Below are 20,865 nucleotides of genomic sequence, written 5' to 3' on the forward strand. Positions count from 1 at the left end.
AGTGCGTAATAGCTCACTAGTCGAGTGACTCTGCGCCGAAAATGTACCGGGGCTAAATACACCACCGAAGCTGCGGATTGATACCTATGGTATCAGTGGTAGGGGAGCGTTCTAAGGGCAGTGAAGTCAGACCGTAAGGACTGGTGGAGCGCTTAGAAGTGAGAATGCCGGTATGAGTAGCGAAAGACGGGTGAGAATCCCGTCCACCGAATGCCTAAGGTTTCCTGAGGAAGGCTCGTCCGCTCAGGGTTAGTCAGGACCTAAGCCGAGGCCGACAGGCGTAGGCGATGGACAACAGGTTGATATTCCTGTACCACCTCTTTATCGTTTGAGCAATGGAGGGACGCAGAAGGATAGAAGAAGCGTGCGATTGGTTGTGCACGTCCAAGCAGTTAGGCTGATAAGTAGGCAAATCCGCTTATCGTGAAGGCTGAGCTGTGATGGGGAAGCTCCTTATGGAGCGAAGTCTTTGATTCCCCGCTGCCAAGAAAAGCTTCTAGCGAGATAAAAGGTGCCTGTACCGCAAACCGACACAGGTAGGCGAGGAGAGAATCCTAAGGTGTGCGAGAGAACTCTGGTTAAGGAACTCGGCAAAATGACCCCGTAACTTCGGGAGAAGGGGTGCTTTCTTAACGGAAAGCCGCAGTGAATAGGCCCAAGCGACTGTTTAGCAAAAACACAGGTCTCTGCGAAGCCGTAAGGCGAAGTATAGGGGCTGACACCTGCCCGGTGCTGGAAGGTTAAGGAGAGGGGTTAGCGCAAGCGAAGCTCTGAACTGAAGCCCCAGTAAACGGCGGCCGTAACTATAACGGTCCTAAGGTAGCGAAATTCCTTGTCGGGTAAGTTCCGACCCGCACGAAAGGTGTAACGATTTGGGCACTGTCTCAACCAGAGACTCGGTGAAATTATAGTACCTGTGAAGATGCAGGTTACCCGCGACAGGACGGAAAGACCCCGTGGAGCTTTACTGTAGCCTGATATTGAATTTTGGTACAGTTTGTACAGGATAGGCGGGAGCCATTGAAACCGGAGCGCTAGCTTCGGTGGAGGCGCTGGTGGGATACCGCCCTGACTGTATTGAAATTCTAACCTACGGGTCTCATCGACCCGGGAGACAGTGTCAGGTGGGCAGTTTGACTGGGGCGGTCGCCTCCTAAAGTGTAACGGAGGCGCCCAAAGGTTCCCTCAGAATGGTTGGAAATCATTCGTAGAGTGCAAAGGCATAAGGGAGCTTGACTGCGAGACCTACAAGTCGAGCAGGGACGAAAGTCGGGCTTAGTGATCCGGTGGTTCCGCATGGAAGGGCCATCGCTCAACGGATAAAAGCTACCCCGGGGATAACAGGCTTATCTCCCCCAAGAGTCCACATCGACGGGGAGGTTTGGCACCTCGATGTCGGCTCATCGCATCCTGGGGCTGTAGTCGGTCCCAAGGGTTGGGCTGTTCGCCCATTAAAGCGGTACGCGAGCTGGGTTCAGAACGTCGTGAGACAGTTCGGTCCCTATCCGTCGTGGGCGCAGGAAATTTGAGAGGAGCTGTCCTTAGTACGAGAGGACCGGGATGGACGCACCGCTGGTGTACCAGTTGTTCTGCCAAGGGCATAGCTGGGTAGCTATGTGCGGAAGGGATAAGTGCTGAAAGCATCTAAGCATGAAGCCCCCCTCAAGATGAGATTTCCCATAGCGTAAGCTAGTAAGATCCCTGAAAGATGATCAGGTTGATAGGTTCGAGGTGGAAGCATGGTGACATGTGGAGCTGACGAATACTAATAGATCGAGGACTTAACCATATAATATGAAGCAATGTTATCTAGTTTTGAGAGAACATAAAAAAACTTGTTGACTTTTTATTTCAATCAGGTATAATAGTGTTTGTCTCAAAAAAATAGTCTGGTAATGATGGCAGAGAGGTCACACCCGTTCCCATACCGAACACGGAAGTTAAGCTCTCTAGCGCCGATGGTAGTTGGGACCTTGTCCCTGTGAGAGTAGGACGTTGCCAGGCAAAGTGGAGGATTAGCTCAGCTGGGAGAGCACCTGCCTTACAAGCAGGGGGTCGGCGGTTCGAGCCCGTCATCCTCCACCATATTATGTCGGAGGGGTAGCGAAGTGGCTAAACGCGGCGGACTGTAAATCCGCTCCTTCGGGTTCGGCAGTTCGAATCTGCCCCCCTCCACCATTTTATAATTTCTTAATTAATGGGCTATAGCCAAGCGGTAAGGCAACGGACTTTGACTCCGTCATGCGCTGGTTCGAATCCAGCTAGCCCAGCCATTTAAGAGCCATTAGCTCAGTTGGTAGAGCATCTGACTTTTAATCAGAGGGTCGAAGGTTCGAATCCTTCATGGCTCACCATTTTAAAATTTTGCGGGTGTGGCGGAATTGGCAGACGCACCAGACTTAGGATCTGGCGCCTTTGGCGTGGGGGTTCGACTCCCTTCACCCGCACTTTTAATCTAATAACTCATACATGTCTTGCGGAAGTAGTTCAGTGGTAGAATACAACCTTGCCAAGGTTGGGGTCGCGGGTTCGAATCCCGTCTTCCGCTCCAATTTTCAGTATGACATGCCGGGGTGGCGGAACAGGCAGACGCACAGGACTTAAAATCCTGCGGTGGGTGACCACCGTGCGGGTTCGACCCCCGCCCTCGGCACCATATGCGCCCGTAGCTCAATTGGATAGAGCGTTTGACTACGGATCAAAAGGTTAGGGGTTCGAGTCCTCTCGGGCGCGCTTTATTAACGGGAAGTGGCTCAGCTTGGTAGAGCACCTGGTTTGGGACCAGGGGGTCGCAGGTTCGAATCCTGTCTTCCCGATAGTTTTAACATGGGGCCTTAGCTCAGCTGGGAGAGCGCCTGCCTTGCACGCAGGAGGTCAGCGGTTCGATCCCGCTAGGCTCCACTTTAATATGAATATGGAGGTATACCCAAGTCCGGCTGAAGGGATCGGTCTTGAAAACCGACAGGCGGCGAGAGTCGCGCGGGGGTTCGAATCCCTCTACCTCCTCCATTTATTTTAAAGGTTTTTTTTGTTATCAAGAGCAACTCACTCATCGGGATTATAACTCGAAAGTAATAAATTGAATTTATTAGATTCAATTTCACGGAGGAATACCCAAGTCTGGCTGAAGGGATCGGTCTTGAAAACCGACAGGCGGTGAGAGCCGTGCGGGGGTTCGAATCCCTCTTCCTCCTCCATTTTTTATAAAAGAATATTGTATCGTCGCGGGGTGGAGCAGTCTGGTAGCTCGTCGGGCTCATAACCCGAAGGTCGCAGGTTCAAATCCTGTCCCCGCAACCAATGGTCCCGTGGTGTAGTGGTTAACATGCCTGCCTGTCACGCAGGAGATCGCCGGTTCGACCCCGGTCGGGACCGCCATTTTTTGGCTCGGTAGCTCAGTCGGTAGAGCAGAGGACTGAAAATCCTCGTGTCGGCGGTTCGATTCCGTCCCGAGCCACCATTTATACATAAACATGCCGGCTTAGCTCAATTGGTAGAGCAACTGACTTGTAATCAGTAGGTTGGGGGTTCAAGTCCTCTAGCCGGCACCACTTAGGGGCATAGTTTAAAGGTAGAACTGAGGTCTCCAAAACCTCCAGTGTGGGTTCAATTCCTACTGCCCCTGTATTAAAGTTAAGGGCCTATAGCTCAGCTGGTTAGAGCGCACGCCTGATAAGCGTGAGGTCGATGGTTCGAGTCCATTTAGGCCCACCATATTCCGCAGTAGCTCAGTGGTAGAGCTATCGGCTGTTAACCGATCGGTCGTAGGTTCGAGTCCTACCTGCGGAGCCATGGCCCGTTGGTCAAGCGGTTAAGACACCGCCCTTTCACGGCGGTAACACGGGTTCGAATCCCGTACGGGTCATAGACTTTATAGTCGTCAGAAATGTTGATTTAACAACGCTTCTGACGGCTTTTTTTGTTTTGACCCAAATTCTAGAATTTCAACCAATTTATCAATCAATCAATTGCTTCTTTATTCCATTCTTTTGTGACATGTAGATAAATTCTTCTTGTCGTTTCAGATCGTTCATACTGTCTGAAGCATTCTTTCATAACCGTACTAAAATTTTTCTTACTTTCAGATACGTATTTTCCTCCTTTTACTTCTTGCAATTATCAGTTCAGCATCTCCTTTTGAAGTAAATTCTCTGCGTGTAGTATATTTGTATTTTCTTGTTTCAGGATCAATTCTTACCAATATTTTGAATAACCAACGTGTTTCACCTTTTTTATTTTTATTCTCTTTAAAACATGCCATGATTTTTCTCCTTCCGTGACTTGCGCTTTTCGGGATTTTCTAAAATATGGTATACTCTACTTGTGAGGGAGGAGTACCAATCTTAGAAATTTTAATTCTAATGGTTGTGCTCTCTTTTTGCGTCAACACATTCTTCATTTGTTCTAACTATATAAATCCATTTTGATTTTTCGACATATAAGCTGCGGCTATGGATAACAAAAGGTGACCTGCACTCGTCTTCTCTCTTTGTTTTCACTATGTCTGGGCAGGAAAAGGATCTGACCGCTTCTATGCATGGCCGGATGCTCTCTCCCACCTAAAAAGAAGGGGTTTATGTCGTTTTTTAAATTTGTATTTATATAACTGCTCATAATGATGAATTATTTCTTCCAGTAGATGCTGTTGATAAAAATTCAATTCCGCTTCTTGAATGAGTAATGATAATACATAATATCCATCATCATCCCAAGCTTTCACCAATAGTTTCACTGCGTTATAGTCTAAACAAACAACTTGAAAAGTTAAACAACAACAAATTAACACGATAAAAATTAACTAGATTTATGGAACAGAATTTGCGGACTGAACAAGAAAAGCTTGAGGGATTGTTAGCGGTTAGTGATGAGCGAATCAAAAGGATGATTAAGTAGATTGTTTAGATAAAGTGAAACTTTAATCAGTGGGGGCTTTCTTCATCCCCACTGATTATTAGCCCTCACCAATCGGGCTTTTACGAGATAAAATTGATATAGTCGTAAATTGCAATGAAAATTCGGGATTTGTAAGAATTTTGATCATCATATTTTGATTTAAAAATGACGCACAATTCATATTTTGCTAAAAAGGCAGAGAGAGAAAAATGAATGGAGGCATATTTTATGATTTTAATTGTAAAAATGGATATCAACAATTATGACCTTGCCACTTTAATGAGGTTGTTGCCTTTTTTAGAACAGGAGACGCAGTTGCAAGTGTCTCGTTTTCAAATGCCCGAGGACAAAAAGCGAACTCTACTCGGTAATTATGTAGCGAAGCACTTAATTGCACGATATACTCAGCAAAATATAGAACACGTACATTTTACGACTAATGCATATGGTAAAAAGATAGTACAAAAAAGTCCTATTTCATTTAATCTTTCTCATGCTGGTAAATGGGTTGTGATTGCCTTATCAACAAATGAGTCAATTGGTGTTGATGTTGAAAAGATGGAACCGATCGATATTTGGGAGGTTGCGACATTCTTTAGCATAGCAGAACAACGGTATTTAAAAGGATTAGTGGGAGAAGAAGCGCAACATGCATTTTATCGTATATGGACAGCGAAAGAAAGCTTTTTGAAATGTATTGGTAGGGGATTAAGTCACCCGCTAGATGAATTTATAGTTCCGCTTCACTCTTCCGCTCAACCACAATCAATTGAAAGTGCAACTGTACACAGTAATACGATTCAAGTATATTCATTTCAAATTGATTCTGAACACTGGTGTAGTATTAGTACAAATGATTTCAAATTTCCGGTAGACATAATGACGTTATCTAAGGATTTTTCAGTCTTAACAAGTGAACAGATGCAGATAAAATAGCCTTAGGATCATCCTCAAATTGGCTATAATTACAGTTGACTAAGTATCGATAACTCAAATAGTGGTTCCTATGACTATTGAGCAACTACTAACGGAATTATGAAAAGAAGTCTATCTATAAAAAAGATAGACTTCTAAAATCCTGTATATTATAATAGTTGTATTAAATGGAAAATTTTATCTATTCCGAAAGGAGTTGATGCGAATGAATGATGGTATTGACATTAAGCATTTGGTCAAAAAAATAGATAACCATGTGATTCTAGATGACGTTTCTCTGGAGATTCCAAAAGGAGCAATTTATGGTATTTTGGGTGCAAATGGAGCTGGAAAAACAACGCTTATGAAAGTTATTTTGAACATGCTAAAGGCATCTAGTGGAGACATTACAATTTTAGGGCAACCAATCGACAGGAGAAATCACCCTGTGTTGAGCGAAGTTGGCTGTTTAATTGAAACACCTATTTTTTACGACCATCTAACAGCAGAGCAGAATCTAATGATACATTGTCAGTATGTTCACCCGATGTTTATTCAAAACATTCAGGAAACGATGGTTCTTGTAGGGCTTGAGGGTAAGGGAAATCATGCTGTTCATACTTTTTCTCTAGGAATGAAACAGCGCTTAGGTATTGCACGCGCACTAGTGACAAAACCTAAAATCCTCGTTTTAGATGAGCCGATTAATGGACTAGATCCTAAAGGAATCGTAGATATGCGAAATTTATTGCAGGATATCAACCAGAAATATCAAACGACAATTTTAATCTCTAGTCACATCATTTCAGAATTGGACAGATTGGCAACCCATATTGCTATTTTGGATCAAGGGAAAGTCATGAAAGAATTTACAATGAGTGCACTTCGTGAAAGCGGTGTTGATTTAGAGGATTATTTTCTAACAATGTTGCATGCATAAATTTTCAAAGAATATTTACTATCCACTTAACTATTATTTTTTTTTGTAATACAATGAACTTATGACTTCAAAAATTTTTATAGTCATAAATACATATAAGTAAATGCAATTTAAATAGGAAAGAGTGGAGAAAAATATGGCTAGAGGATTTACAACAGAAGAAAAAGTGAAAATTAAGGAGAATCTACTAAAAGAATGCGAAAAAAGCTGGGTTGAGTACGGTTACAAGAGAACGAACATTGACTTGTTATGCGCAAAAGTAGGCATTTCAAAAGGAGCATTCTACATTTTCTATCAAACAAAAGAACAGTTATTCTGTGATGTCATGGATCAGATGCAAGAACGGTTGATTCGTTACATGAATGATGAAATTACCCGCAATCCTACAAAAGAAGGGTTCATGAATGGGTTCAAAAAAATGTATCAAGAATATGGGAAAGGAAACTGGGTGAGAAATTTAACTAGTCCGGAGTTTGTTGTCCTTCTGAATAAACTGCCTAAAGAGCGTTTGGAAAATCACAATCCAGATTACACCATGTTTATATTAAGAGATGCCATCGAAAAAAGTCATTTGGTCTTAAAAGTATCAGAACAAAAGGTAATTGGAACTTTATCAGCTTTGTTAGCAATTTTAGGGAGCAAGGATTCCTTAGGCTACGACCATTATGAAGTCTTTGAATTATTGCTTCATAGTGTTATTGATGAATTATTTGAATAATAAATTTGGAGGGAATATGTGAAAAATCTCGTTGCAATTGAGCTGCAAAAAATTAATCTAAAAAACCAATTCTTAGTTTTGCTCTTATGTAATTTATTGATTCTTTTTTTAAGCGTTACTTTAAAAATATTAGTACCAAATCAAATTGAAATGGTTTCCCAGAATGGGGCAGCACTTCCTGCAGTCCAGCTAGAAACAATGACAATTATTGATACTTTAATAAAAGCTGTCTTCATTGTATGGGAAGCCGTTTTGCTTGCTGAGATGATTGTTGCAGAGTTCAAAACCAAAACTGCACTTATGTTTTATACGTATCCTGTTAAGATCACTAAAATTATTTTGGCTAAATTGCTTATTATTTTAAGCATGATGTTTGGATATATGCTGTTGTCTGAGGTTTTTCAAAATAGTGCATTCTATGTTCTTGGTTTGTTTGTACCATCAATGGGTTATCAAATGAATGTAAGCATGTTGCCAGCTATTTTTGTAACAACAATTGCGAGTTTGTTATTAGGGCTGATTTCCTTGTGTGTGGGAATTATGTATCGTTCAACAGTTGGAACTGTGGTGACTTCTATTTTGATATTATGTGTGGTCACTTCCGCAGCGGCCGGTCCTGGGGGGATGATTTCTAAAGTTGCAGTTGCACTAGTCCTAGGGGGGATAGGTTTGATTTCAGGCGGATACGCCCTCAAAAAGATTGCGAGAGAAGAATTGGTTTAGGGGGAATGATTAAAATATAAAGAGGTGTTGGATTTTGGGTAAGGCATATAAAATGAGTTCCACACAAATTAGATGACAATCTCTTGTGCCAATACGATGGGAGCAAGTAAACCAGTAAAAATCATATCTACTATTTCATATACAATCATTTCTTGAGTACCGCTCAAGGAATATTTGAAGGCAAAGAAAGAAGGGAATGAGGGCCAAGTGAAAAAAGCAATACTAGAGAACATGCAATTAATGTTGGAAAGACGTTATATTTCTACCACGTTAAAAAATATAGACATTTACTTGGAGAGAGGTTTGTTAGACATTCAAACAGAAGATAGGGAAGATATTTATGTCGGATATTATTTATCCAATAAAGACAGAGAAAAATCATTTACCTATAAATCTAGTATTGTAGGACAGACATTACATGTGCAGTTGAAACGTAAAAATCTATTTGTGCCATTCAACTTTTTTGATGGCCTTGTACTGAAAATCCGTATTCCTAAATATTACCGTGAAAATATCAATATAGCTACTGCAACAGGACAAATTTTTGTGACACAACAGCAGGCACATTTTAATGAATGTGTTGTTAAATCTACAACTGGCAATATTTCTTTGCTTGAAGTGGATGCAAATCAACTAACTGTAACGTCGACTACAGGAAACATTCAAGTAAAAGTGCCTCTTTCTCAAGAGTTTGATAATGATCGGTTTAAAATAAAAACCACCGCTGGAAAAGTGGTAATTGATGCGATGAATCTCTACCATAAAATGTATGTAAAATCTGTAACCGGAGATATTGTTTTAGGTATAGATAGTCAACTTACCAACTACGATATTCATTTTAAAAGTGTTTCTGGGCGCACGCCTGCAACAAGCATTAAGACAGCCAGCTCTGAAGCTTGTCAAATATATGCAAATACAGTAGCGGGCAATATTTTGTTCGAAAAAAATTAATAAAGAATAGGAGTTTTATTATGTCTTCATTACAATCATTTATGCCTCATATTGATGAATCGACTAGACATTTAGGAAATATGATTTTTATAGGATTTGGTGGTGTTTGTATTTTAATTGGTCTGTTTGTGATGCTTATCAATCGTCGAAACAGTACCAAAATTAGAAGAAATATTGGATTAGGTTTACTGATCGTAGGCGTTTTGTCGCTATTGAATAACTTAATGCAATTACTATATTGAAATCAAGGAGGTATGTAAGGAAATGACAGAAGCTGTATGGGTGTGTTTTCCTCACGCCGCAGGGAATGGCAACCATTATCGTGATTTATTGTCAGCTAACTTTTCAGTGTTAGGCATTGATTATCCGGGTCACGGTAGTCGGGTCCATGAAGCACTTTGTACAGATATGAAGCAATTATTAGACGATGTGGAACAAATGATAAAAAATCAGTGAGAGAAACTAGAAGGAAAGCGTATTTTCTTTTTTGGTCATAGCATGGGCGGTGTGATCGCTTATGAGATTGCTAAGCGCTTAGAAAAAAACAATTTTCCATTGAAGGTTTAGTTATTTCTTCTAAATCTTCTCCAACATACGATTTAGAGCATCGTGTTTCTTATCAAAGAAATAAAGATGAAGTGGACGGTTTGTTGCGAAAATTAGGTGGTACTCCTGCAGAAGTGTTGGAACATGAAGAATTATGCGAATGGGTTAAGGAAATCTTGTTTGCAGATTTAAGAGCCTTGCACTCTTATCAAACATTAGGTGTGCGAACAAGGGAGAAAGTAGTACCTGTGAATGACCCCTCCTTAACAATCTTACGAGTTGTTTGAAGAAGGGGACTTCTGTTGGAGTACTGTTAAATATTCCAATTCACTTGTTGTGCGGAACAGAAGATGTAGTAAGTGCTGAAAGTATGGAAAGTTGGGCATGTTATACTCGTTTTCCGTGTCAGATACTACAATTGCAAGGGAATCATTTCTATTTTATAGAAAGTAAGAACGCTTTTGAAGCGATACTTTAAGGCATTTTACAAAAAAGTCAGATTGAAGTGTTCGTCTGAATGAAAGCCTATGATTAAGAAGCTGTTAAATGCCAACTTGAAAAAGGCGCTTAATGGATTTTTTCAAGTTGGAAGTTGGTATCCTTTTTTCAGATTCCGTGCAAGTCCTTATACGTGCTTTTTCTAATCTTCCTTCTTTTTACATTAATGGTATCAAAACCTTAACTTACGCTATCTACATAGTTTTCGTTATTGAAATTCTCTTTATAAAGGAAGTTGTTGGGAAAGGATTTAATGAGTCCCGTACAGCCCATAATGAAAGAGTCAGCAATTTGCTGGCTCTTTTTTCTTGAGAGAAAAATCATGTAAGAGTTCAATTCTTTCTTAACATACCATGTGAAATAAATAAAGGGAATTTGGAAAAGCTATAGTATGTATAAAAAGGAGGGAATAGAATCACATGACAACAGTAAGAGAATTTATGAGTACCGATATTGTACAATGTACACCGTTAGATAATGTATATGAAGCGGCTGTGAAAATGAAAGAAGAAGCAATTGGTATGATTCCAGTTGTAGAGAACAATCAAGTAGTTGGTCTTGTTACAGATCGTGATTTAGTTGTACGTGGAATTGCGGAGAAACATCCGGGCTCTAATAAAATTACAAATGTGATGACCACGGATATAGTTTCAATATCCCCTAACGATCCCATTGAAAAGGCAACAGAGTTAATGGCACGATATCAAGTAAGAAGACTACCAGTAGTAGAAAACGGGCAACTCATTGGAATGTTAGCACTAGGTGATTTAGCAGTAACAGAACAAGCGGATGATCAAGCAGGATTTGCTTTAAGTGAGATATCAGAGCATACAGAATAAAGAGTGAGTCTTAACACTTTTTCAAAGGAAATAACCTATATAAATACAAATTAAAAAATCGACATAAAACCCTTCTTGTTAGGTGGGAGAGAGCATCTGGCCATGCATAGAAGCGGTCAGATCCTTTTCCTGCCCCGTGCGAAGTGAAAACAAAGAGAGAAAACGAGTGCAGGTCACCTTTTGTTATCCATAGCCGCGGCTATATGTCGAAAAATCAAAATGGATTTATATAGCGTCTCTAGGTATCAAGTGATAGTGTGTCGGATACCTTTTACTAACACTACATAGCAAAAAAGTTGTTAGTATTATGTATCCGAAATGCTATACTGGACATATGTAAGAGCGTTTAGTCCTGTGCCTTCAATTTATTCAACTAAACACCAGAGGAAAATAAAAGACATCGATGAAGCGCTTTAATTTATTTCAATTTCATTTGAAGTTTTGTTAACAACTCTTCTTATTAACGTTTAAAATTATGAAAGTGCTATACTAGTAAATATAAATTCTATACATGGTTATTAATATGATGATATTAATAATTGAGATATAATCTGGTGAATGAACCCTTCTTAACATTCTAACGAGCTGTTTGAAGAAGGGGCTTCCTGTTTCATAGAGCGTTGCTGATTGGATACACAATCAGTCTGACATACTCTCCACAGGCGTCGTTTATACTGTTCGGACACAACCTTGCCCTACAGTCATAAAAAGAACGTATGTTTGTTATTATTCCTATCACTAGCATACACTATGTTGCAAAAAAAGGAAATAAAAGCTTCGTGCTGTTCACGACCACCATTCATCCCTTTCCTACCACCTGGGCCATGCCCTGCACACGCTTGAGGAAGGGGACTTCTGTTGGAGTACTGTTAAATTTTTAGGTGCTTTACATATATAAAAAATGGAGGGGGAATTATATGAGGGCTGTACAGAGCAATCCTAATTGGAATTTGGTTACGGATGCGTATGTTGAACCAGATAATTTTGCGGATTTATTTTCTTTACTTGTACCTGCTCGTCCAAAAGGTGAAGGGAAAGATAGAACAATTTTAGCATGGAAAGAAAAAGAATTTTATAAAAAAGATAATTTAGCTCCATTTATCTTATATGGAATGAATAAAGTGGAGGACTTGCCACAATTTCATAAAGATGAAATACCAACTTTGGTTCGAATTGTTCGTTTATGTCAGGAAATCGGATGGTATAAAGAAGCCTATACATTTATGGTAAGTCAAAGATTAGATGAATTTGTACATACATCAATGGAATATGAAACATGGGATATTTTGACACAAGTTGTAGCTTGGAATTATTTAATTATAAAATATAGAGTCGGTGAATTAGAAAATAAAGACGTAATGATTTGGGAAAGAATTAAATTTAATGAAGAATGTATTGAAAAATGTAATAAACTATTGTCTCATAAAGAAATGATGGAGCTTACATTCTTTTATCTATGTAAGCAGGCAAAAACATTATCAAAGGAGCAACTAGATCAAGAAATGATGAGTTTAGCAGTATACTGTAATAAATATGTTTATGATTTATACATATTTGACTTATTAAAAAAATATCGTAAGTGTACTGATTTTTTAACATACTATGGACCTAGTCGTTCTGTTATTGCATGTCAAAGAGCTGTAATTGCTCAAATCTCTGACCGTCTTAATCCGTTAAAAACAACGCATGTGGATGATTATTTATATGTAATGAAAGAAATGATGGAGCATATGTCGTTTGAGTTTATGGATAAATATGAAAATTTCATTGGAAAGCTGTTATCATATGTACCATTTTTTGAAATGATCCAAGTTCCACAACATGCTTATTATTGTGAAGAGTTGATGTATATTTGTAAGGGAATTGAATACAAAGAAGAAATGCTACGTAATTATATATTTATACAATTGCATGATTGCTTGCCATCATTTATTAAACAATTTTTAAAAAATAAGCGTTATGCAACCATTCATGATATTTTATTTTATTGGTGTGATGATGAACAGAGAATGGGTTTAGAGAAGAAATATAATTTGAGCTTTATTTATGAGCGATATGCTTGTGGATAGCAGCTCTATCTATATAAATTAAAAAATAAAAGCATCTCATTTCAAATGAGATGCTTTTATATAAATACAAATTAAAAAACCGAAATAAAACCCTTCTTTTTAGGTGGGAGAGAGCATCCGGCCATGCATAGAAGCGGTCAGATCCTTTTCCAGCCCAGACATAGTGAAAACAAAGAGAGAAAACGAGTGCAGGTGACCTTTTGTTATCCATAGCCGCGGCTATATGTCGAAAAATCAAAATGGATTTATATATTTTTAATAATCGGTGTATAGCATTCACTCTCTCTATGTTTCTTGCTGTTGTTTCTTACGATAGTCAGGCACGTATATATACTGGGATACAACAAGTAGAATGGCCAGAAAAAATACAGGGAATATAGCAGATCCATGTAAGCCGCTAGAAATCACATTTGTGATAAAACCACTTAGGATAAAAAATGCAGTATACACATGAGAAATTTGTTGTTTTAAGCGAATTTTGAATGCTTCCATCAAGATTTCAAACGTAACAAATAAGATGGTGATAACTAAAAAGACAACATTTGTATTGTAAATTAATAAACAATAAATTAGACCCAAAAAAGCTAGATACTCAATAATTAATGGGATATTACGTGGCATACGATATTACCGAACTAAGTAAGGCAGTGGGTCAACTGCGTTTGTTTTTTCAAAATTCCATTCACCGTTATGTAATTCAAAATGGAGATGTTGTCCAAAAGAATGACCTGTATTTCCCATATGGCCTAATAATTGCCCCATTTGAACTTGATCACCAGCTTGTACAGCACGATCTTTCATATGAGCATAAACCGTTGTATATAATTTTCCTTTTATGTGATGAGTAACGAATACGACGTTACCATAGCTTGCAGAATAGTAGGATTTCAAAACTTTACCTGCAGCCGCAGCTTGAATAGAAACATCTCCAGGAGCTGCAATATCCACACCATAATGCATTTGTTCCCAACTAATATCGAATGTTGAGCTAACTTTACCTTGAGCAGGGAATTTGAAAACAGCTGGAATAGAAGGAGTATCCTGCTTTTCTTGTGGTTGTTTTTGTAGTATATAATGTTGTGCGACATATCCATAACCGGAGCCAAAACGAATTTTATACCAAGTACCCACTGTTTCTACCACTTGTACTTGGGTACCATCTTGTAAAGAGCCAATTGCGGCGGTATTTGTTCCTGCACCACTACGGACTTTTAATGTAGGTGCTGCAACATAATAGGAAGGTGCACCCTGCACAGTCATACCTTTTACTAATGGTTGTGAACTACTAGATACAAAGTCCCTCTTCACGTATCCTACTTTTCCATTGTGAGAGATTTGATACCAATCGCCATGTGTTCCTTGAATGGTAATGAATTTACCGTTTGGTAATACATCAAGAATAGAAGAGTGTGTATTAGGTTCAGAACGAACGTTTAGTACATTTGTATTTACAATATATTGGTTGTTAAGCTGAGCTGGTTTTGTAAATGAAATATCACTCTTTTTTATGTAACCAGTTTTATTTTGTACGTTTACCTTATACCAATCTTGTATTGTTTCAAGAATTGTAACGGGTGTGTTATATGTAATAATGGCAATTGAATCACCATTCACTTCAGCATTTTGATATAACTCTACTGTTTCTGTTGTTACATATCCAATTTTTTCTGTCGGCTTTTGTTGGGCTGCTGCAGTATGCATGTCTATCTCAGTCATGGACGGAAGCAGGGAAGCCGCTGCAACAGTAGCCACCGTAAAAGCTGTAGCTTTCATTTTCATCTAATAATGGACCCCCCTCATAGGATGTATTATTACATTGTTCATTATAGTATAAAGATATAATATTTGTGCGTTGTTTACATCAATGTAATAAGATTAAAAACCTTTTTTAATTGTATAGAAATATATTAAAAGGATAACAGATTTATAACAATTAGGAAACGCATGAAAAATATTCGCGTTTTCTAAACATACAATTTATTTTTACAATAATATATAGTGGGATTTTCATCAGTAGAGAGGCTTTTACCTATTAATGGTGAGCCATGCCATGAGGATTTCTTTATGTATATAAATACAAATTAAAAAACCGACATAAAACCTTTCTTTTTAGGTGGGAGAGCATCCGTTCATGCATAGAAGCGGTCAGATCCTTTTCTTGCCCAGACATAGTGAAAACAAAGAGAGAAAACGAGTGCAGGTCACCTTTTGTTATCCGTAGCCGCGGCTATATGTCGAAAAATCAAAATGGATTTATATATCATATAAACCATTCGTGTAGCTTAAAACAGTTGCTGATGATTGATGACAGTGTTATACTGACTATGTTAATTTAATATTGTGCTAGGAGAGCTGGTGTTGCCGGCTGAGAGTAAGACCGAGAGTCTTTAATCCTTTCACCTGATCTAGATTATGCTAGCGTAGGGAAGCAACTTGGACATGAATGTTAGGTCCCCGTTTCTTTATGTTAAGAAACGGGGCTTTTTTATTTGAAAATTTTATAGAGAAAACCACTAGGGGTGCTGTGAATGCTGAGAGAGGATTAATCCTTAACCCTTACAGACCTGATCTAGGTAATACTAGCGAAGGGAAGTGGAACGACAAATAGATGCTCATTTATTTGTTGTAACCACTTCTTATATATTAGGAGTGGTTTTTTTATTTTTCCGGATCTAATGGGCAGTAAATCTCCATCTCCAAGTCATGAGTAATTAGAGAAAAGAGGGGGAAACCTGCCCGCTGATGGAAGTTGCAATGTACATAAATAGAGATAAAGGAAGGGGAAATACAAATGAAATTTTGTGAGAGATTATATGAAATGGTTCAGCCTGTTTGGGAAAAAAGTCATAATCATCCGTTTGTGACTGGAATGGGGGATGGAACGTTAGAAAAAGATAAATTTCAATACTACATTATACAAGATTATTTATATTTGCTAGATTACGCAAAACTATATGCAATTGGAGTTGTAAAAGCGACGAGCCCACAAGTTATGGCGAAATTTGCTGAACAAATAGATGGTATTTTAAATGGAGAAATGACCATTCATAAGCAGTATGCAAAACGTCTCGATATTTCTGTGCAAGAGATGGAACAAGCGAAACCATCTGCTAAAAATTTAGCATATACGAACTATATGATGTCTGTATCACAAAATGGTACACTTACCGAATTAATTGCAGCATTACTTCCATGTATGTGGAGCTATTGGGAAATTGGAAAGCGTTTAAATGATATTCCAGGAGCGAGAGATCATGAATTTTTTGGCGAATGGATTCAAGGATATAGCTCAGAAGAGTACGGAAACCTTTGTACTTGGTTAATGGATTTATTAAATGAATTAGCTATTGGAAAATCTGAACAAGAACTAGCTCGTTTAGAAGAGATTTTCTTATATTCCAGCCGCTTTGAATATTTATTCTGGGATATGGCCTATCGTAAGGAGATGTGGGGTTTTGAGGAGCAAGAGCATACTACAGTTTCATAATGTTTCCTTTCATTATGATGAAAAGCCAATCATAAATAGTCTTAATGCTAACATACAAGAAAAAGAGTTTGTTAGCATTATTGGACCGAGTGGCTGTGGCAAAAGTACATTATTTCGTCTTATTACAGGATTAGAAGAACCGACGGCTGGAACGATTCAACTGACAGAAACAACAAGTCATCCTGTAGGATATATGCCACAAAAAGATATGCTTTTACCATGGAGAACCATTATTGAAAATGCAGCGCTGCCGCTAGAATGTCAGGGGATAAAGAAAAAAGAAGCTCATACAAAGGCAAAGGCGCTTTTAGAACAATTTGGTTTGCAAGGATATGAGAAAAAATATCCGAAGGACTTATCAGGTGGTATGCGGCAGCGTGTTTCATTTATCAGAACGCTATTAACTGGCGGAGAAATTTTATTATTAGATGAGCCGTTTAGTGCACTGGATGCATTAACGAAGGCCACATTGCAAGAATGGCTGTTTGAACAATGGAAACATTGGCAAAAAACAATTCTATTTATTACGCATGATGTGGAAGAAGCACTTTACCTTTCCAATCGAATTTTTGTTGTGACGGAGCAACCTATCACAACTTTGACAGAGCGTGTTGTTCCACTTGGAGCTGATCGTTCAAGAAAAGATTTGTATAAGCCGGAAATATTAGCTTTAAAAGATGAGCTGCTTGGCATGTTGCAAAGGCAGGTGTTCGTATGAAACGTGTTACAGAATTTTTACCTGCACTGATTGTGAGCAGCATTTTACTTGTTAGCTGGGAAGTGGGAGCTAGGATTGTAGATGAGATGTACATATTGCCATCTCCAACTGCAATTCTAGCTAAAATGTGGGCTTTACGTGACATATTACTGACTGTTCATTTACCAGCGACGCTATACGTAGTATTGATAGGCGTTGTTATTTCTATCGTGTTAGGCGTTGGATTAGCGATGGTAATGAGTGCGAGTACATGGATGGAGAGAGCGTTTTATCCGCTTTTAGTTGCTTCACAAACAATTCCAATTACAGCGCTAGCGCCATTATTTGTTTTGTGGTTTGGTTATTCGATTTGGAGCAAAGTAATTGTTACCGTTTTGATTACGTTTTTCCCGATTGCAGTAAATACGTACGATGGTCTGCGTAGTACGAAAAAGGAATGGGAAGAGCTGTTAGTTACATACGGTGCCACGAAAAAAGATATATTTTTAAAGTTAAAGTTGCCATCTGCACTCCCATACTTTTTCTCGGCTTTAAAAATCGCGGTGCCACTTAGTGTAATTGGTGCCGCGATCGGTGAGTGGCTTGGTGCACAAGCTGGTCTTGGATACTTTAGTAAACGAATGATGACGCAGTTAGACGGAGCAGGCGTATTTGCACCGATTGTATTGTTATCATTGCTTGCTATTTTCTTTGTGTTACTTGTTTCTATATTAGAAAAGAAATTTATTAGTTGGAGGAAACATTCATGAAATTATTCAAACGCATCTTTGTGTTTACATTATTAGTTGCAATGATTGCAGGATGTTCTAGTAATTCATCATCAGAGAAGAAAGAAGCTGAAAAAGAAGTAACAGTTATGCTCGATTGGTATCCAAATGCGGTTCATAGCTTTATCTATACAGCAATTGAAAAAGGATACTTTAAAGAAGAAGGAGTGAAGGTCAATATCAAATTTCCTTCTAACCCAACAGATCCATTAACGTTAGCGGCGGCGGGAAAAGTAACAGTTGGTTTATACTATCAACCAGATGTTGTCATTGCAAAAGCAAATGAACAAATTCCAGTGAAATCAATTGGTACGGTTGTACGCTCACCATTAAACCACGTTGTATCTTTAAAATCAGCAGGGATTACTTCACCAAAAGATTTAGAAGGGAAAACAGTTGGTTATTCTGGAACACCTTTAAGTGAGGCGTATTTGAAAACGATGATAAAAGAAGATGGTGGTAATCCAAACAATGTGAAAGTAGTAGATGTTGGGTTTGATTTAGTACCAGCATTAATTACGAAAAAAGTAGATGCTGTAACAGGAGCATACATTAACCATGAAGTTCCAGTTATGCGTCATCAAGGTCATGAGCCAGCGTACTTTAACCCAGCTGACTATGGCGTGCCAAATTATCATGAACTTGTTTTTGTAACAGGTGATAAAACATTGAAAAAGGATAAGGAAGCGTTGCAAGCATTTTTACGCGGTGCAAAAAAAGGATTTGACTTTATGAAGAAAAATCCAGATGAAGCACTCAATATTTTATTAGATCATCAAGAAAAAGAAAACTTCCCACTTGTTCCAGAAGTTGAAAAAGAAAGTATGAAAATTTTGTTAGAAAAAATGGAAACGAAAGATGAGCCATTTTTATCAGATACAAAAGAGTCGTGGGAAAAACAAAATAAATGGCTGAAAGAAAAAGGCATGACAAAAGAGAATGTTCCTGCAAACGAATTATTTGAAAACATTTTAAAGTAGGCGAATGAATATGAAAGACGAGCTCCATGTTATCTCAAATGGTCAGATGGCATTCAAAGAGTTAGCGAATGTAGCGATGCAAATTGAGAGTGAGATTGATTATTTGCATATTCGTGAGCGTGAAAAAAGTACGAAAGAATTATATGAAGGTGTGGAGGGTCTCTTAAAAGGGGGCTTTCCAGCTTCTAAACTTGTGATTAACGATCGAATTGATATTGCAATTTTGTTAAATATCCCACGTGTACAATTAGGCTATCGAAGTACTAATGTCGGGTCTGTGAAAGAAAAATTTTCTTATTTGCATGTTGGATATTCTGTACATTCTCTAGAGGAAGCGATAATTGCCTTCAAAAATGGGGCAGATTCACTTGTTTATGGGCACGTATTTCCGACAAGTTGTAAGAAAGGTGTTCCAGCAAGAGGGCTAGAAGAAATTTCAGATATGGCAAGACGGTTAACGATACCCATTACAGCAATTGGAGGTATAACGCCTCAAAATACAGCGTACGTGCTTCAAGCTGGTGTGACTGGCATTGCAGTGATGTCTGGAATTGTAAGTGATAGAGAACCGTATGAGCAAGCAAGGCTATACAAGGAAACAATACGAAAGTGGGCGGAAAATCATGAGTAAGATATATGATGTAGCCATTATTGGCGGTGGTGTAATTGGTAGTTCAGTTGCACATTTTCTAGCGGAAAGAGGTTACCGAGTAGCAATTGTTGAAAAGCAAAGGATTGCATCTGAAGCTTCTAAGGCGGCTGCGGGTTTACTCGGTGTACAAGCGGAGTGGGATGAGTACGATCCATTATTTGAGCTTGCTAGAAAAAGCCGTGCAATATTTCCACACCTTGCAGAAGCTTTACGTGAAAAAACGGGTATTGATATTGGGTATGAGGGAAAAGGAATTTATCGTATTGCTCAAAATGAAAATGAGGCGACAAGGTTGCTTCACATCATGAAGTGGCAGCAGCAAATAGGAGAAGCGTCCCATTTTATTTCTGGGGAGCAGCTTCGTGACAAAGAGCCCTATCTATCTCCTTCTATTATTGGGGCGGTGTATCATCCAAAAGATGGTCATGTCATTGCACCAGATCTTACCAATGCGTTTGCGCACTCTGCCGCGATATCTGGTGCAGATTTATACGAACAAACAGAAGTGTTTGATATTCAAATTGAAAAGAATCAAGTAAAGGGAATCGTGACAAATGAAGGTACGATTTTATGTGAAAAAGTCGTGATTGCTGGTGGCTCTTGGAGTACAAAGCTACTTCACTATTTTGAGAAAGACTGGGGTACATATCCTGTAAAAGGTGAAGTTGTTGCCGTGCATAGCCGTAAGCCGCTTTTACAAGCACCTATTTTTCAAGAGCGGTTTTATATCGCACCGAAACGCGGCGGGCGTTATGTCATCGGGGCAACGATGAAGCCTCATACCTTTAATAAATCTGTACAACCAGAAAGTATTACATCGATATTAGAACGTGCTTATACGATTCTACCAGCCTTAAAAGAAGCAGAATGGGAAAGTACATGGGCTGGATTACGTCCGCAATCTAATCACGAGGTGCCGTATATGGGGGCGCATGAAGAAATAAAAGGACTATATGCTTGTACCGGTCATTACCGAAACGGAATTTTATTAAGTCCAGTTTCTGGTCAATATATGGCTGATCTAATAGAAGAAAAGCAAGGAAATCATTTGCTAGATTCATTGCTTTCTAAATCGATTTATATAAATACAAATTAAAAAACCGACATAAAACCCTTCTTTTTAGGTGGGAGAGAGCATCCGTTCATGCATAGCCGCGGTCAGATCCTTT

20 protein-coding genes, 20 tRNA genes, 2 rRNA genes and 2 riboswitches (1 of these 44 running past the window's edge) are annotated in these 20,865 nt (G+C 38.8%); of the genes, 39 read left to right on the forward strand and 3 right to left on the reverse strand.

The window, feature by feature from the left end; translation table 11 throughout:
• From QRE67_RS03920 to QRE67_RS04025, 22 genes are all read left to right on the forward strand, one after another.
• Positions 1-1,789: ribosomal RNA gene (locus tag QRE67_RS03920) — 23S ribosomal RNA — on the forward strand; it begins 1,133 nt to the left of the window's first position.
• A 99-nt stretch (positions 1,790-1,888) separates the two neighbouring features.
• Positions 1,889-2,004, forward strand: a 5S ribosomal RNA gene (rrf, locus tag QRE67_RS03925).
• 5 nt (positions 2,005-2,009) lie between these two features.
• Positions 2,010-2,085: transfer RNA gene (locus QRE67_RS03930), tRNA-Val, on the forward strand.
• Positions 2,086-2,094: 9 nt separating this feature from the next.
• A tRNA-Tyr gene (locus tag QRE67_RS03935) sits at positions 2,095-2,178 on the forward strand.
• Positions 2,179-2,198: 20 nt separating this feature from the next.
• Positions 2,199-2,273, forward strand: a tRNA-Gln gene (locus tag QRE67_RS03940).
• A 5-nt stretch (positions 2,274-2,278) separates the two neighbouring features.
• Positions 2,279-2,354, forward strand: a tRNA-Lys gene (locus QRE67_RS03945).
• Positions 2,355-2,366: 12 nt separating this feature from the next.
• A tRNA-Leu gene (locus QRE67_RS03950) sits at positions 2,367-2,447 on the forward strand.
• Between the two features lie 29 nt (positions 2,448-2,476).
• Positions 2,477-2,551, forward strand: a tRNA-Gly gene (locus QRE67_RS03955).
• Between the two features lie 16 nt (positions 2,552-2,567).
• A tRNA-Leu gene (locus QRE67_RS03960) sits at positions 2,568-2,656 on the forward strand.
• A gap of 3 nt (positions 2,657-2,659) precedes the next feature.
• Positions 2,660-2,733, forward strand: a tRNA-Arg gene (locus tag QRE67_RS03965).
• A 9-nt stretch (positions 2,734-2,742) separates the two neighbouring features.
• Positions 2,743-2,816, forward strand: a tRNA-Pro gene (locus QRE67_RS03970).
• A 12-nt stretch (positions 2,817-2,828) separates the two neighbouring features.
• A tRNA-Ala gene (locus QRE67_RS03975) sits at positions 2,829-2,901 on the forward strand.
• 15 nt (positions 2,902-2,916) lie between these two features.
• Positions 2,917-3,009 (forward strand) — tRNA-Ser (locus QRE67_RS03980).
• 95 nt (positions 3,010-3,104) lie between these two features.
• Positions 3,105-3,197, forward strand: a tRNA-Ser gene (locus QRE67_RS03985).
• Positions 3,198-3,223: 26 nt separating this feature from the next.
• Positions 3,224-3,300, forward strand: a tRNA-Met gene (locus tag QRE67_RS03990).
• 2 nt (positions 3,301-3,302) lie between these two features.
• Positions 3,303-3,378: transfer RNA gene (locus QRE67_RS03995), tRNA-Asp, on the forward strand.
• Positions 3,379-3,384: 6 nt separating this feature from the next.
• Positions 3,385-3,460 (forward strand) — tRNA-Phe (locus tag QRE67_RS04000).
• A 15-nt stretch (positions 3,461-3,475) separates the two neighbouring features.
• Positions 3,476-3,551, forward strand: a tRNA-Thr gene (locus tag QRE67_RS04005).
• A 3-nt stretch (positions 3,552-3,554) separates the two neighbouring features.
• Positions 3,555-3,625: transfer RNA gene (locus QRE67_RS04010), tRNA-Trp, on the forward strand.
• Positions 3,626-3,637: 12 nt separating this feature from the next.
• Positions 3,638-3,714, forward strand: a tRNA-Ile gene (locus tag QRE67_RS04015).
• A 3-nt stretch (positions 3,715-3,717) separates the two neighbouring features.
• Positions 3,718-3,792 (forward strand) — tRNA-Asn (locus QRE67_RS04020).
• 1 nt (position 3,793) lies between these two features.
• Positions 3,794-3,865: transfer RNA gene (locus tag QRE67_RS04025), tRNA-Glu, on the forward strand.
• Between the two features lie 216 nt (positions 3,866-4,081).
• On the opposite strand, the gene QRE67_RS04030 is transcribed toward QRE67_RS04025, so the two are convergent.
• Complete coding sequence (locus QRE67_RS04030) at positions 4,082-4,261, reverse strand: Arm DNA-binding domain-containing protein (protein WP_286123640.1); 180 nt, start codon at positions 4,259-4,261, stop codon at positions 4,082-4,084.
• Between the two features lie 860 nt (positions 4,262-5,121).
• Between QRE67_RS04030 and QRE67_RS04035 the strand changes: the two genes are divergently transcribed.
• The 11 genes from QRE67_RS04035 to QRE67_RS04080 all read left to right on the forward strand — a co-directional run bounded on the left by QRE67_RS04035 (position 5,122) and on the right by QRE67_RS04080 (position 13,092).
• Positions 5,122-5,829: a 4'-phosphopantetheinyl transferase family protein gene (locus QRE67_RS04035; protein ID WP_286123641.1), complete on the forward strand. Its 708-nt coding sequence runs from the start codon at positions 5,122-5,124 to the stop codon at positions 5,827-5,829.
• Positions 5,830-6,034: 205 nt separating this feature from the next.
• Positions 6,035-6,748 (forward strand): ABC transporter ATP-binding protein, encoded by a 714-nt coding sequence (locus QRE67_RS04040; protein ID WP_286123642.1) that lies wholly within the window; start codon positions 6,035-6,037, stop codon positions 6,746-6,748.
• 136 nt (positions 6,749-6,884) lie between these two features.
• Positions 6,885-7,466 carry a TetR/AcrR family transcriptional regulator gene (locus tag QRE67_RS04045; RefSeq protein WP_286123643.1) on the forward strand — a complete coding sequence of 194 codons (582 nt, stop codon included), beginning with the start codon at positions 6,885-6,887 and terminating at the stop codon, positions 7,464-7,466.
• A gap of 18 nt (positions 7,467-7,484) precedes the next feature.
• Positions 7,485-8,189 (forward strand): hypothetical protein, encoded by a 705-nt coding sequence (locus tag QRE67_RS04050; protein ID WP_286123644.1) that lies wholly within the window; start codon positions 7,485-7,487, stop codon positions 8,187-8,189.
• Positions 8,190-8,396: 207 nt separating this feature from the next.
• Positions 8,397-9,140 carry a DUF4097 family beta strand repeat-containing protein gene (locus QRE67_RS04055; protein ID WP_286123645.1) on the forward strand — a complete coding sequence of 248 codons (744 nt, stop codon included), beginning with the start codon at positions 8,397-8,399 and terminating at the stop codon, positions 9,138-9,140.
• A 20-nt stretch (positions 9,141-9,160) separates the two neighbouring features.
• Entirely contained in the window at positions 9,161-9,382 is a 222-nt protein-coding gene (locus tag QRE67_RS04060) for a hypothetical protein (RefSeq protein WP_286123646.1), read from the forward strand.
• 22 nt (positions 9,383-9,404) lie between these two features.
• Positions 9,405-9,596 carry a hypothetical protein gene (locus QRE67_RS04065; protein ID WP_286123647.1) on the forward strand — a complete coding sequence of 64 codons (192 nt, stop codon included), beginning with the start codon at positions 9,405-9,407 and terminating at the stop codon, positions 9,594-9,596.
• 21 nt (positions 9,597-9,617) lie between these two features.
• The gene (locus tag QRE67_RS28570) at positions 9,618-9,707 is read left to right on the forward strand and encodes a thioesterase domain-containing protein (protein ID WP_353507065.1); all 90 of its coding nucleotides are present in this window, start codon (positions 9,618-9,620) and stop codon (positions 9,705-9,707) included.
• Between the two features lie 83 nt (positions 9,708-9,790).
• The gene (locus QRE67_RS04070; protein WP_286123648.1) at positions 9,791-9,973 is read left to right on the forward strand and encodes a hypothetical protein; all 183 of its coding nucleotides are present in this window, start codon (positions 9,791-9,793) and stop codon (positions 9,971-9,973) included.
• A gap of 630 nt (positions 9,974-10,603) precedes the next feature.
• Positions 10,604-11,023 carry a CBS domain-containing protein gene (locus tag QRE67_RS04075; RefSeq protein WP_286123649.1) on the forward strand — a complete coding sequence of 140 codons (420 nt, stop codon included), beginning with the start codon at positions 10,604-10,606 and terminating at the stop codon, positions 11,021-11,023.
• 917 nt (positions 11,024-11,940) lie between these two features.
• Positions 11,941-13,092: a DUF3965 domain-containing protein gene (locus tag QRE67_RS04080; RefSeq protein ID WP_286123650.1), complete on the forward strand. Its 1,152-nt coding sequence runs from the start codon at positions 11,941-11,943 to the stop codon at positions 13,090-13,092.
• A 285-nt stretch (positions 13,093-13,377) separates the two neighbouring features.
• Here the strand turns inward: QRE67_RS04080 and QRE67_RS04085 are convergent, their stop codons facing one another.
• Together QRE67_RS04085 and QRE67_RS04090 are read right to left on the reverse strand one after the other, a co-directional pair.
• The gene (locus QRE67_RS04085; RefSeq protein ID WP_286123651.1) at positions 13,378-13,713 is read right to left on the reverse strand and encodes a hypothetical protein; all 336 of its coding nucleotides are present in this window, start codon (positions 13,711-13,713) and stop codon (positions 13,378-13,380) included.
• Between the two features lie 6 nt (positions 13,714-13,719).
• The gene (locus QRE67_RS04090; protein WP_286123653.1) at positions 13,720-14,871 is read right to left on the reverse strand and encodes an SH3 domain-containing protein; all 1,152 of its coding nucleotides are present in this window, start codon (positions 14,869-14,871) and stop codon (positions 13,720-13,722) included.
• A gap of 556 nt (positions 14,872-15,427) precedes the next feature.
• Positions 15,428-15,536: riboswitch (TPP riboswitch) on the forward strand.
• A 61-nt stretch (positions 15,537-15,597) separates the two neighbouring features.
• Positions 15,598-15,700: riboswitch (TPP riboswitch) on the forward strand.
• A gap of 183 nt (positions 15,701-15,883) precedes the next feature.
• Between QRE67_RS04090 and tenA the strand changes: the two genes are divergently transcribed.
• Genes tenA through thiO form a run of 6 tightly spaced genes read left to right on the forward strand, consistent with a single transcriptional unit; the run spans position 15,884 to position 20,792 of the window.
• Positions 15,884-16,579 (forward strand): thiaminase II, encoded by a 696-nt coding sequence (tenA, locus tag QRE67_RS04095; RefSeq protein ID WP_286123654.1) that lies wholly within the window; start codon positions 15,884-15,886, stop codon positions 16,577-16,579.
• Positions 16,548-17,297 (forward strand): ABC transporter ATP-binding protein, encoded by a 750-nt coding sequence (locus tag QRE67_RS04100; RefSeq protein WP_286123655.1) that lies wholly within the window; start codon positions 16,548-16,550, stop codon positions 17,295-17,297. Before tenA ends, QRE67_RS04100 begins: the two co-directional genes overlap by 32 nt.
• Entirely contained in the window at positions 17,294-18,046 is a 753-nt protein-coding gene (locus QRE67_RS04105; RefSeq protein ID WP_286123656.1) for an ABC transporter permease, read from the forward strand. The genes QRE67_RS04100 and QRE67_RS04105 overlap by 4 nt, the downstream gene beginning before the upstream one ends.
• Entirely contained in the window at positions 18,043-19,044 is a 1,002-nt protein-coding gene (locus QRE67_RS04110) for an ABC transporter substrate-binding protein (RefSeq protein WP_286123657.1), read from the forward strand. The genes QRE67_RS04105 and QRE67_RS04110 overlap by 4 nt, the downstream gene beginning before the upstream one ends.
• Positions 19,045-19,054: 10 nt before the next feature.
• Entirely contained in the window at positions 19,055-19,675 is a 621-nt protein-coding gene (tenI, locus tag QRE67_RS04115; protein WP_286123658.1) for a thiazole tautomerase TenI, read from the forward strand.
• The gene (gene thiO / locus QRE67_RS04120) at positions 19,668-20,792 is read left to right on the forward strand and encodes a glycine oxidase ThiO (RefSeq protein ID WP_286123659.1); all 1,125 of its coding nucleotides are present in this window, start codon (positions 19,668-19,670) and stop codon (positions 20,790-20,792) included. Before tenI ends, thiO begins: the two co-directional genes overlap by 8 nt.
• Positions 20,793-20,865: the final 73 nt, after the last annotated feature.

Source organism: Bacillus sp. DX3.1 (assembly GCF_030292155.1).
Lineage (GTDB): Bacteria > Bacillota > Bacilli > Bacillales > Bacillaceae_G > Bacillus_A.